Annotated in this window: 11 protein-coding genes; 2 read left to right on the top strand and 9 right to left on the bottom strand. The window is 34.4% G+C overall.

What is annotated here, in order from left to right:
• A partial coding sequence (locus H3S73_RS13280) for an integrase arm-type DNA-binding domain-containing protein (protein ID WP_198236917.1) occupies positions 1–199 on the bottom strand: 199 nt, incomplete at its 3' end.
• Positions 200–537: 338 nt separating this feature from the next.
• On the opposite strand from H3S73_RS13280, the gene H3S73_RS13275 reads away from it, so the two are divergent.
• On the top strand, positions 538–1,446 hold the full coding sequence (locus tag H3S73_RS13275) for a DUF5655 domain-containing protein (protein ID WP_198236918.1): 909 nt from the start codon (positions 538–540) through the stop codon (positions 1,444–1,446).
• 211 nt (positions 1,447–1,657) lie between these two features.
• On the opposite strand, the gene H3S73_RS14110 is transcribed toward H3S73_RS13275, so the two are convergent.
• The 7 genes from H3S73_RS14110 to H3S73_RS13245 all read right to left on the bottom strand — a co-directional run bounded on the left by H3S73_RS14110 (position 1,658) and on the right by H3S73_RS13245 (position 11,433).
• Entirely contained in the window at positions 1,658–1,996 is a 339-nt protein-coding gene (locus H3S73_RS14110; protein ID WP_370548823.1) for a DUF4917 family protein, read from the bottom strand.
• A 216-nt stretch (positions 1,997–2,212) separates the two neighbouring features.
• Positions 2,213–5,245: a type I restriction endonuclease subunit R gene (locus H3S73_RS13265; RefSeq protein ID WP_198236919.1), complete on the bottom strand. Its 3,033-nt coding sequence runs from the start codon at positions 5,243–5,245 to the stop codon at positions 2,213–2,215.
• 19 nt (positions 5,246–5,264) lie between these two features.
• Positions 5,265–6,593, bottom strand: a complete 1,329-nt coding sequence (locus H3S73_RS13260) for a restriction endonuclease subunit S (RefSeq protein WP_198236920.1) — start codon at positions 6,591–6,593, stop codon at positions 5,265–5,267.
• A 5-nt stretch (positions 6,594–6,598) separates the two neighbouring features.
• Complete coding sequence (locus H3S73_RS13255; protein WP_198236921.1) at positions 6,599–8,980, bottom strand: class I SAM-dependent DNA methyltransferase; 2,382 nt, start codon at positions 8,978–8,980, stop codon at positions 6,599–6,601.
• A 271-nt stretch (positions 8,981–9,251) separates the two neighbouring features.
• Entirely contained in the window at positions 9,252–9,383 is a 132-nt protein-coding gene (locus H3S73_RS13890) for a hypothetical protein (protein ID WP_255519621.1), read from the bottom strand.
• Positions 9,384–9,868: 485 nt separating this feature from the next.
• Entirely contained in the window at positions 9,869–10,099 is a 231-nt protein-coding gene (locus tag H3S73_RS13250; protein WP_198236922.1) for a hypothetical protein, read from the bottom strand.
• Positions 10,100–10,353: 254 nt separating this feature from the next.
• Positions 10,354–11,433: an MrcB family domain-containing protein gene (locus tag H3S73_RS13245; RefSeq protein ID WP_198236923.1), complete on the bottom strand. Its 1,080-nt coding sequence runs from the start codon at positions 11,431–11,433 to the stop codon at positions 10,354–10,356.
• A gap of 132 nt (positions 11,434–11,565) precedes the next feature.
• Here H3S73_RS13245 and H3S73_RS13240 point away from each other — a divergent pair, with 132 nt between their 5' ends.
• Positions 11,566–11,766: a hypothetical protein gene (locus H3S73_RS13240; protein ID WP_198236924.1), complete on the top strand. Its 201-nt coding sequence runs from the start codon at positions 11,566–11,568 to the stop codon at positions 11,764–11,766.
• A 43-nt stretch (positions 11,767–11,809) separates the two neighbouring features.
• Here the strand turns inward: H3S73_RS13240 and H3S73_RS14105 are convergent, their stop codons facing one another.
• Positions 11,810–11,962: a helix-turn-helix domain-containing protein gene (locus H3S73_RS14105; protein ID WP_370528811.1), complete on the bottom strand. Its 153-nt coding sequence runs from the start codon at positions 11,960–11,962 to the stop codon at positions 11,810–11,812.
• Positions 11,963–12,299: the final 337 nt, after the last annotated feature.

The raw sequence follows: 12,299 nt of genomic DNA, 5'->3' as shown, positions 1-12,299 counted from the left end.
AAACTTCTGGATAACTTCCAAAGCTTACAGTAGTTCTATTATTAGTTATAGGTCGGTAATATCTAAATTGCCATATTTTTGTACCCGTTGACTTAATAAGTAAAAGTAAACCATTTCCATCATAAATAGGATAATCTTTACTTTGTGGCTTGGCATTCTTTATTTGTGTATCAGTTATTGGGACTACTTTTTTAGGCATACTTTACTCTTATGGGACTACGAAATTATTTTATTATTTTTATGTAGTCCTTAATAGAGTCCTAAAAATTCTGGCTGTAAATGTATCTTACAGGTGCTTAATGAATAATAAAATAAGCTTTAAGCCTTGTATTTGTTGATTTTGATGTGCTGGCGGGAGTTAAATTATTTCATAAATAATTGATTAATTAATATAAAAATATTTTAATTTTTTTTCGTAGTCCAATTTTGGTGTCAATGAGGTTGGTATACATAATATCTTTATTTTTATGCCTAATGCAAAAAAACACGAAATCGTTTATTCTATCAAAAAATGATGTGATTGATTAGGAAATAATGATGCAAATCTTCTCGAATAAAAGTCAAAAGTTGACTATCTTAAAAGAAAAACCCTTCAAACTAGAAAAAGAGATCCAGTCATTATTTGAGCATAATTTAGATATTATTGGTAATTTAACCTTTGTAAAATCTGAATTCAAAATTAAAGATTACCGAATTGATACCTTGGCTTATGATACCGAAGCAAATGCCTTTGTTATTATTGAGTATAAACGTGAACGTAATTTTAGTGTTATCGATCAAGGCGTGACCTATTTAAATCTTATGCTTGATTATCAGGCTGATTTTATTGTCGAATATAATGAATCTTGCCAAGCAAATTTAAAACGTAATCAAATTGACTGGTCGCAAAGTAAAATTATTTTTGTTTCCCCTGCGTTTACTGACTATCAAAAACAATCGACTAACTTTAAAGATTTAGCGATAGAACTATGGGAAATTAAACGGTTTGATAACGACTTAATTTCGATTAACCCGATCAAACGTTCTAAATCAGCCCCAAGTATTAAACAAGTGCAACATACCAAAGATTCGGCATTAGATAAGGTGACCAAAGAATTAGTCGTTTATGATGAAGATTACCATTTAAATGATAAATCAGACGATATACTCGAACTGTATGAAAGCTTTAAGAATGCTATCTTAACACTATCACCCGAACTCGAAATTACCCCGAAAAAACTTTATGTTGCTTTTAAACAGGGCAAAAATAATATCGTCTCCATACACTTACAAAATAAATCATTAAAAATCTGGATTAATGCTAAAAAAGGTAATCTAGACGATCCTAAAAAATTAACAAAAGACGTTTCAAATGTTGGTCATTGGGCTACTGGTGATTATGAGTTAACTGTGTCTGATACTAAAAATTTAGAATATATTATGAGCTTGGTGAAGCAGGTGTTGTAAATAGAAAATATATATTTATAAATACCTAACAAACTTATCATTGAAAAAAAGAGCTTAACTAACAACGTTTAAACTCATTTTTTATATTCTCGTATAATATCAGTGCCAAATAGCTGCAGTAGCAGCATCATAAAAATCAATTTGATTCCTAGGTATTTTAAGGAAGCGGTGAGCATTAGCTATAGTGTTCCTATTTTGCTCTGAATCTTCATCACCAAAAATACTGATAAAAATCTGATCTATGTTGCTCATCTATAGAACTAGATCTTGTTGGGTGTGTTTGTGATATAACCTGAATTAAAGAGTTTTTAAGTTGCTCAAGCTCTACGCTAATTTGATCAATTATCAATAAATCAATATTATAAGCTGTACAAATTGTTTGCGCTGATTCAAGAGTTCGTATAATTTTTTCAAAATCATAAGTATCAAAGCTATCAGAAATTCCTCTTATATTTTCATCTCTTGCACCAAAATTAGCTTGTTGAAATAAATTTTGATAATTAAAAATATCATTTCTACATGCTTGAGAAAAACCATTACCTAATAATATTGATGGTTTAATATCGTTTGTAATTGAATCAATTTTTTCCTCAAATATTACTAGCTGTACAATATAACTCCTTGTAAACTATAATTAGTTTTTAATGCTTCAATCAAGTAATCACACAGTCTCTATCATTTCGAATAACAAACTAAAATAAAATAAATAATAATGTAAGCAAAGTTAATTTCTTTTTTTCAGAATATTTTTATTTTCACCTTTTCATCAAAGCCCAACTTGTCTTTTAATACTCTCTAAAAATGCTGACCGAAAAGCTGGATCGTTAGCATACAGTTGATAGAGTTCCATATCCTTCTGGCGATTCTCCAGCATAATATCGCGCATAATTTTTTCGAACGCCAATTCTCGATTATAGGGATCTTGATTATTTTTATATTTCATATCAAAATCTTTATGAGCAGTGACATCTTGCACAATGGAAATAAATTTTACCCGTTGATCTTCTGGAGTAATGCTCCAGCCCTGAAACCAGCGTTCATTAAACATTTTCACAATATCTTCTAAGGTGCTTTCTTCATTTTCACCAGTATGCGCACCTCTTGGGTTGGCATTTTGTGGCGCAAGTTCAACTTCTTCAGCATCTAATTGAATTTTATGATTTAATTTTACACGTTGTAAACCGTAAGAGTTAAGATCAACCGATTCAAGTAATTCATCTAATTTATCACTATCAGGATCGTTTACCTTTAGTTTCGGAATTAAAAACTTTAAGAACCAAAATAATTTTTCCCATATTAGCATTTCAAATGGCATAATAGCGGCCATCTGGCTATAAATTTTGACAAACTGTTTTGCTTTAATTTTAAAGTCTACTTTATCATCATTATTTAGCTCTAGTTGAACATTAAATCGCTCTGCTGCCAAATCAATAATTGGGCTGAGTAACTCAGCGGCATTGCCTTTAAAGTAGAGTTGATTAAAGGCTTCAACTTCAGCCCATTCATAAATACCGGGTTCATCAAGCGTATCTTTTAGTTCATGTAATACATTAATATCGGTCGCTCGCGATAATGAGGTTGCAGTATAGAAAGGATCAAACGCCTGCTTAATATCTTCAATACTATTAAAGAAATCAAGCACAAATAGATCTTCGGTTTTCTTACCCCATTTAGGCGCAGCTCTATTAAGACGAGAAAGAGCCTGTACAGCTAATACATATTGTAATTTCTTATCCACATACATGGTACAGAGTTTGGGTTGATCAAAACCAGTTAAATATTTATTGGCAACAACCAGTAATCGATACTCATCAGAGTTAAAATGTTCGCAAGTATCATTATCAGAAAAACCGTTGATACTGGCTTCGCTATATTCAATGCCATCAATCTCTTTATCACCAGAAAAGGCAATCAGTATTTTAAACGGATAATTGAGCTGTTTAAGCTGTTCATTAAGGGCAAAGTAATAGTAAATAGCACTTTCAATATTTTGAGTGACAACCATGCCTTTGGCTTTTCCCTTTAGCTTTTTACTGTTCACCACCTGAGTAAGGAAGTGATCCAACATGATTTCAGCTTTAACAGCGATGGTTTGCTTGCTTCGCTCAACAAAAGCCCGTAATTTTTTTTGTGCTTTCTGAGTATCAAACAGTGGATTCTCGGCAATCGACTTTTCAATTTCGTAATAGGACTTATAGGTAGTGTAATTAGTCAGTACATCTAAGATAAAGCCTTCTTCAATAGCTTGTTTCATTGAATACAAGTGAAATGGTTTAAAGGTACCATCAGCTTGCTGTTCGCCAAATTTTTCTAAGGTAATGTTTTTAGGTGTAGCGGTAAACGCAAAGTAAGATGCATTGCCTCGTAGTTTTCGTGCCTGCATGGTTTTGATGATGGTATCTTGAATATCTTCATTTTCATCGGAATCAACGTCAGCCGTTTTACCCATGGTTTTATTCATATTATCGTGAGCTGAACCACTTTGTGAACTGTGTGCTTCATCAATAATGACGGCAAAGCATTTATCGCTCAGATCGTTAATACTATTAACAATCACCTGAAACTTTTGGATAGTGGTGATAATAATTTTTTTACCACTTTCAAGTGCTGCTCTTAAATCAGTTGATTTTTTCGCATGAGCAATAATATTTTTTACCTCAGAAAATCCACTAATATTATCACGCAGTTGTTTATCTAAAAGACGACGATCTGTCACCACAATCACCGAATCAAATAGTGGCAAATCAATGCCTTTTGCGCCAGCCACTGAACTATTATTAGGACAAACCTCAATCAATTGGTAAGCAGCCCATGTAATGGAATTGGACTTGCCTGAACCGGCTGAGTGTTGAATAAGATAGGTATGACCAGTCCCGCGACTAGCCACATCATCAATAAGTTTACGCACTACATCTAATTGATGATAACGAGGGAAGAACAGCGTTCGTTTAGCTAATAAATCTTTACTGCTACCATCCAAACGCACAAAATGTTGAATAATATTAGCGATGCTTGCTTTCTTAAAAAGGCTTTCCCATAAATATGCCGTTTTATGACCACTAGGATTAACCGGATTACCTTTACCTTCGTTATTACCTTTATTGAAAGGCAAAAAGAAAGTGTCCTTACCAGCTAACTTAGTGGTCATATACACTTCGTCAGTATCAGCGGTCATATGAACTAAACAGCGGGCAAAGGTTAATAGCGGCTGACTGATATCTCGATCTTCGCGGTACTGTTTTTGACCATGGTATTGTGCCGTTTGTCCTGTCCATGGGTTTTTTAACTCAAGGGTGATAATGGCGATACCATTAATAAACAACACTATATCAATTTCTTGTAGAGGATTGAGCTGAGAATAACGTACCTGACGTGTACAGCTAAAGATATTTTGTGCAAAATTATATTGCACCTGCTCGCCACTGCTGGCAAGCGGAGCCGGATACATCAGTGTTAAATGAATATCATCAATGGCTAAGCCTTTTTTTAGTAAATGAATAATGCCATATTTTTTAATTAACTTATCAAAACGATCAAGTACTTTACACTGCCAATCGTGGGGATGATTTTTCTGTAGTTTATTCAACTCATTGGCTTGGGTGTTATGCAGAAAAGACCAGAAGAAGTGGTTATCAATGGCATACTGCGCGTTAAAATCTTTTGCCAATCCTAATTGATAATGGTCTGAATAACCATTCACATTAGGTTCTTTTGCTCCCTTGAGTTCTTCTAGACAAGTACCAGTTAATTGTTTTTCAATTGTTGCTTCAAGGGCTTGCTCATTGGTTTGACTGACCATATCTATTCCTTATTAATATTTATTTTTCTGGCGTAATTTTGATCTTTCCTGTTACTGCACTATCAATTAGGGTGGTTTTATATTCTTTAAGTTTTTCGATTTGCAGAGTCTCTAATAAAATCAATTTATTAAATTGTTCTACTTTTCCATCAAGATACTTAACAATTGATTGTTGTTCTTCTAGTGGCGGGAGGGGTAAAAATAAATTTATTAACCAGTCTCTTTGTAATTCAGTCTGGTTTGTTGCACCCTGAGCTAGTATTCCATTGATTAATTCAAAATTTATCACTAGAAAATAATAGTAGAATTTATTCTGGGCAATTTGTTTATCAGTCCGAATAATCGTTACGTGGCTATCTGCAATATATTTTTCTTGAGTATTAATATCAAAATGAGCAACTTTACCTAAAACTCCGCCTCCTGTAGAAGCTAAAAGTAAATCATCTAAAACAACGACTCCCCTATTATTTTTATAAGAATACTCTGTCTCTCTGGTATATTTTACATTGTCGAAATCAAAAAAACCTTTACTAAAATTGGCTTGATTAATAACTTTATATTCGGACTCAATAATATAATTGGGTGTACATCCTCTATTAATAAATTGAGTGAAATATTTAAGTTTTTTAATATTCCAATGCTCAGGAATTATCCCAATCCATTCAATCCCCGAGTCCTTCATTGGCACATTAGGATCTAATCCCTTTGTCACTGCTTGTTGAATAATAATTTGTTGACGTTCTTTAAGTAGTTCAATCTGTTTTTGTTTTATGGCAATCGCTTGATCGATTTGAGCTGCTTTTTGATCTAAAAAATTAACAATGGCAATTTGTTCGTTTTTAGAAGGAATTAAAAATGGAATAGACTTCATTCTAGTTTTAGATAAATCCCATTGCCCAATTCTCACCCCATCAGAAGCACTGCCAAAATAAGATACATATAAAGAACTGCGAATTGCCCAATTGAAAAATTCAGTTTCAATATTTTTTGTTAAATCAAAAACAAAATAAGCAGGGCTAACGATACCAGTATAATTAGAAATGCCATAAGAGCCTTGCCAAGCTTTCATTTTATTCATACCAAATTGACCTTTTTTCAATAATTTATAATTGGTCAAATCATCAGGAATAAAATTATGGTTCTTATCTTGGTCTTTTATATCCCGTTCAATAACACCTAATTCTCTAGTAATTGATAATAATGGTAAACTTGGTCTATTTTTTTCAGAAACAGGGAACAAACACGAGCTTAATTTTTGAATATTCCACTTTTCAGGTATATTACCGATCCACTGATAATCAGAATCTTTATAAGCCGAATAACGAGGCATCTTATTGACTGTTTTCATCGTCGTTATTCCCCCTTACTTGATAAACCTAAAATATCGGCAATCAGACCATCTGTTTGTTGTTCTAAGGCTAAGATATCATGTGTAACCTCTTCTAATGAACGTAATGGCTTGTGACGATAAAAATATTTATTAAAACTAATTTCGTAACCGATTTGAGTACTATCAAGGTTAATCCAAGCCTCTGCAACATGTGGCCGCACTTCTGCTAAAAAGTAGCGATGAATATTGTCTTTCAGTGGAATGGATTCTGAATCACGCAAATCAGTACAAGGTTCATAAGTCATGTATTCATTCGTCTTACCTGTCGCAAAATAACCAAAATCAGCTAATTGCTGCACTTCACAGTCTAGATGGGTTAATAGTTTTTTCAGTTTATCTTTATTGAAGCTATACACTTTATGAATCACTTTTTCAGCACTTTCATCATACCAACTCACCGCGTTTAAAATAGCGTTTTTCTCGCTAGATGATAGTTTTAGATTCAATCCTTCAATTGCTCTATCAACATTCAGTTTAAATAAATTAAAATCACGGTATTCATGCTCACCAACTTGCTGCATGATAGCTAATGCAGATTGATACAGGGTTTGTAGCTTTAACCAATATTGCGTATCAAAAATTTTATCTTTGGCTTTGCTATTCAAGCTAATACCATTATCATCACACCAATCTATAATCGATTTTTGTTGCGGTTTTAAAAAACCAGTTTGATAAACATGCTCACCATAAATACTATATAAATGGCTCATCACTTCACGTAATGATTTATCAAAACGTAGTTCAGCAAGGGATTCTGTATTAAATTGTGCCTTACGACGATCGGGGCGTTCAATATTGACTTTATAATAACCAAAATCACTGTTATCAAAACATTGGCTGGCAATACCAATTGGGTCGTTATTTTTATCAAGTTGTCGTTCGATAGTCACCATATTCAAATAGGTTTGAGTGATTTCCCGAATATGTTCAGGTGAAAACTCACAATTTTTATCACCTAAATTTTTACGTAATTTTTGAGATAACAAACTGGCATCAATCAATTGTACTTTACCTCTACGATGCGGAGCTTTATTACTACTTAGTAACCAAATATAAGTGGTTATGCCGGTATTATAAAATAGGTTAGTAGGAAGTTGAACAATAGCTTCAAGGCGGTCATTCTCAATAATATAACGACGAATATTACTTTCGCCGCCACCCGCATCGCCGGTAAACAAGCTAGAACCGTTATGAACGGATGCGATACGAGATCCTTGTACACCCGTCTGTGGTAATTTCATTTTACTGACCATTTCCATTAAAAACAGCAGTTGCCCATCACTGGATCGTGGAACGGCATCAACCTCTTGTTCATTACCCCAATAATCTTTTAACTTCACTTTAAAACGATTATCGATGACACTTTTGCCATCTTTGATATATTTTTGTTCCGATGCCCAACTTTTACCATAAGGTGGATTTGACAACATAAAATCAAACGGACGGCCAGCAAACTCGTCGGTAGAAAGCGTTGAACCTACTTTAATATTTTGTGGATCATTACCTTTGATCATCATATCGGACTTACAGATAGCATAGGTTTCATCATTGATCTCTTTACCATAGAGTTCAATCATGCGCTCCGATCCTTTAAGTGGGTATTTTTCTTCGATGAAATTCTGTGATTCGGTAAGCATGCCACCACTACCACAAGCTGGATCGTAAATAGTTAAAACCGGTGGAAGCTGATCTTTGATTGGGTCAAAAACCAGATGGGTCATCAATTCAATCACTTCACGTGGCGTAAAATGTTCGCCTGCTTCTTCATTATTTTCTTCATTAAACTTGCGAATCAGCTCTTCAAATACATACCCCATACCTAAATTGGTTAAGGCTGGCAGACGGTTACCGTCTGGATCTTCAACCTCTTTTGGTGTCAAATTAATATTAGGTGACACAAATTTTTCAATAACATTTAATAACACATCTTTATTTGCCATATGGCGAATCTGTGCTTTTAAATTGAAGCAATGAATAATTTCTTTAACATTTTTGCTAAAGCCATTTAGGTATTCTTCAAAATTAGTTAATAAAATTTGATTGTTATTATTAGCCGAAAGGTGAAGCTGTTTTAGCGTCCATTTGCTAGTGTTATAAAACACATAACCAGATGCTTTTTCCAATGGGTAATCATCGAGTTCAGTATTTTTATAGGTTGTTTTTTGAACATGATATTCTGTTAATACTGCTTGCTTCGTGGGTTCGAGTAATGTGTCAATACGACGTAAAACCACCATAGGTAAAATCACATCACGGTATTTTCCTCGCACATAAACATCACGCAAACAATCATCGGCTATAGACCAAATAAAGGAAATAAGTTTATTGTGTACACTGTGATTCATTTTTTTACCTTAGTTATGCGTAACTTTTTTACTTAAGTTTATGCAACAAATAATAGCATAATCCTTATATTACCAATAGGAAGTAAAAGATAAGAATATTTAGTTGTACAAAAAAAATTCAAAAGCAAACTGTGGTCAAATTTGTGTATGTGTTCAATGAGGTCAAAAGAGATTTAAAAATATGCAAAAAATCAAAATTCAATCTTCCTACCTAAAATAAATCCTAACACCCTCAATCCACTCATGCCCAAGTTCCCTGCTAATTATCTGCCTAGCCCATTAATCTTTGATTTGCTGCTCTGGTGTTAATTCTTTCCCCCGATAATCCCCCAGCCTTCGGAGACTTCCAACCGGTGAGTGTTTCGTATCGTGTTTGTGCGTAAGCACGCCGTAAGCCGTGCATTTTATTGAGTCCTGCTTTTTGGCATTGTCCGTCGTAGGTGTTTCTCTGTTGAATATAGCTTTTATCAGCAGGGATTAGCGAGCCTTTGCCGACCACTTTTTTTCCAACTGCTTTTGAGTAACTGAATAAAACGCGTTATGCCATAAGTCTGATAATGGCGAGTGATGGTAAAATAACGATTTAAATAAGCCGCCGCGGCCCAGTTTGTTTGGGTACTAAGTCGTGCACTAACGGGGAATCGTAATTTGGGTCATGGTTTATTAGGCCAACGACCGAACAGCGGCTTTGTGTAAAGGACTGCCATGGACGAGTTTGGACTAAAAATAATTTTTAAAGATAGTTCTTAAAGATAGTTTTTATGGACTTTGGCTACCTGATTAGCAAGGCAGGTTAAGATTTTGTCGTTCTGTCATCTTATCGTAAAACGTAATGTCATCGGCTGATTTTGGCACAGGATCGATAACGCTCACCATAACATCATCACACTAACCACGTTTTGTTTTTTTGAAATATAAAATGTACATAACCACTAAATACAGCAAATTAAAAATAATAATCATACCTAGCGTATCGAGTATAGAATATACCACATCGAGCATCTCCGAGATATCGGTTGCCATTTCTATTTGATATTTAACCGTCAGAGAACAACCGATAAGTATAAATAATTCAACTATAACGACCATAACCATAAAAATTATCATAAATATTTTCATAATTAGCCTTTCTCCTATTTTTAATTTGCTGATGAATTGCAAAAGCCGCATTCATCAAAGTTATAGAAGCATAACCGATTGCCGCGATAGTATCAGCAGAGTGCCAAACTTTTTACATCATAACCATTTCCCGAACTATTTCCATTAAATAAAGAAACTTATTCATGACATCTATTTATTACAAACAATATCAACTTGTTATTCATGCACAAAAAGAAGCGAGTATTAAACAAAATATGACTGTAAAACGAGTTCTATTCCGAGAGATCGTGTTTATAGAATTCTTTCAGCTGTTTTAGCGTGACTAGGATAAGATCTTTTGCCAAAAGTGTTTCTCGCTGATGTAAAAAATTTTCTAGATGAGGTTTTTTATCATTCCAAGTCCCATAATGCAGTAGACGGTGGCAGTTTGGGCAGAGCACAATAATATTGGATAAAACATCTAATGAAAACTTAAAGTTATTTCGTTGGCTAAGCGGAATAAAGTGATGAGCTTCAACATAAGGCTTCTTTGTCGCGTTTGAAATAAATGTTTGGTGATTTGGGTCAATCTGACATTTAAAGTCAGCATTACATAACGCTTGAGCGGCTATATTTGGGTCACGCACTGGAGAATTTACCATGTAAGTTGATTCTTTTGGCTCTTTCACCATACTGCTATTCTGAGACATTAACTTTGCTGCTTTTTGCTGAGTTAGCAGTTGATAATTATCTTCGTTATTTGCGATGATATCTTGTATATTTTTACCGACATGATTAAACAACTGCTCATAATGGCCGAGTAGGATCTCAACATGTTGCTCAAACTGCTTTTGCGTCGGTAAGTTGGACTTTTCATAGTAGAAGGCTTCAATATTGCCTTTTTCATAGCACTGGCCTAAATTCCCCTCCGCTTTTAAGTTAATATTGCCCTTAATTGCTTCGGCATGAGGAGTAAAATAATTTAGCGCTTGCTTGGCCACCTTCTGCATTCTTTGTAAAGCGTTTGCTTGACCGTAGGTTTCAACATAGCTGGTTACTCCCTGGTTTAACGAAAGGTAACATGATTGCATATCTTGCGAGAAAAGCAGGACAATATAGTATCCTCTGCGCGCTGATTCAGTGATGTTTTGATTAAAGATGGCGACCCAAGGGATTCTAGCTAAATTCCCTTCACCATAAGAACCTTTTACGCGAAAGGGATTTTTTCTATTTTCTTTTTGTATAGTAGCGTTGAGGATTTTAGGAATAGTATGTTTAATCGCGATTTGCTCAATTCGCGTTGGTTTTTTAGATGATTTGGTTGAGGCTAGTAAATCCTGATAGTTATCTAAAACATCCTTTAATTCTTTCATACTAATATCATTATATTGTGATTTGTATTCCAATAATTATAAAAGGGATCTGTTGTTAATGGAATAAGTTAGTTGATTTAGTAAGTCATATAGATAAGATTAAAGGGTTATGAATAAACTGAATATTAGTGAATGATACCATTCAAAGTCAAATTTCTAGATCAAAAATTTTGCCCCTTATCATGTGGCGATCATGTCGATAATCAATGTGAAAATGACGGTATTATTTGGGATTGCCGTCGCCGTCACTGCGAAGCAGTGACGGCTGTATTCATACTGTGGCTTGGTATGTTTACTGAACTTAAAACCATTGCTTTTATCCGCATTCTTTAATTAGCAATACCCTATTTTTGTTGGCATAACGAGAAGGCCAAATCTACTTTGGCTCGATACCGAGTATATACGCGATAATCAATTCGCCTTTTTTCCACGGGCGGATAAGTGCGTTGGCAAGTGTTGACGGCGCATAGCCTGATTTCCTTGATAACGCGGAGAGTGATGTTCCTTTCTTTTTCAATTCTGCGATGATATCGGCAGAATGTCAGTCTTGTTGTTTCATATAATCAGCCTGTTGATAGATATTAAATAAGTGGGACAAGTATCTATCAAATCAAAAAACATCCCAAAATAGGATATTTTTACTATCTGGATTCGCATTTGGATGTTGAATGTAAGACCGATTTTTGATTGAAACGTACCCCATTCAGGGAGGAACTTTTGCAAAGTTTGAAAGCAATTTCGATTAAATGATGGTTTATGAATGATTCGATGTAAGTTTGGTCGCGAAAAATTTCAGTGCTTAACTTAAAATCACAGCACGCGCCCGTCAAAGGGAATGCCGCATTCCCTTTGCAATCCCGCTCTCG

Origin of the sequence: Gilliamella sp. B14384G12 (genome assembly GCF_016101825.1) — a bacterium.
Classification (GTDB): domain Bacteria; phylum Pseudomonadota; class Gammaproteobacteria; order Enterobacterales; family Orbaceae; genus Gilliamella; species Gilliamella apicola_N.
The sequence above is the reverse complement of the archived record's forward strand: the minus strand, read 5'-3'. Positions and strand labels throughout refer to the sequence as shown.

Bases quoted from the DNA above. Each gene is read 5' to 3' on its own strand.
- H3S73_RS13275 (WP_198236918.1), top strand. From the start codon at position 538: ATGCAAATCTTCTCGAATAAAAGTCAAAAGTTGACTATCTTAAAAGAA.
- H3S73_RS13265 (WP_198236919.1), bottom strand. From the start codon at position 5,245: ATGGTCAGTCAAACCAATGAGCAAGCCCTTGAAGCAACAATTGAAAAA.
- H3S73_RS13260 (WP_198236920.1), bottom strand. From the start codon at position 6,593: ATGAAAACAGTCAATAAGATGCCTCGTTATTCGGCTTATAAAGATTCT.
- H3S73_RS13255 (WP_198236921.1), bottom strand. From the start codon at position 8,980: ATGAATCACAGTGTACACAATAAACTTATTTCCTTTATTTGGTCTATA.
- H3S73_RS13890 (WP_255519621.1), bottom strand. From the start codon at position 9,383: ATGCACGGCTTACGGCGTGCTTACGCACAAACACGATACGAAACACTC.
- H3S73_RS13250 (WP_198236922.1), bottom strand. From the start codon at position 10,099: ATGAAAATATTTATGATAATTTTTATGGTTATGGTCGTTATAGTTGAA.
- H3S73_RS13245 (WP_198236923.1), bottom strand. From the start codon at position 11,433: ATGAAAGAATTAAAGGATGTTTTAGATAACTATCAGGATTTACTAGCC.
- H3S73_RS13240 (WP_198236924.1), top strand. From the start codon at position 11,566: ATGATACCATTCAAAGTCAAATTTCTAGATCAAAAATTTTGCCCCTTA.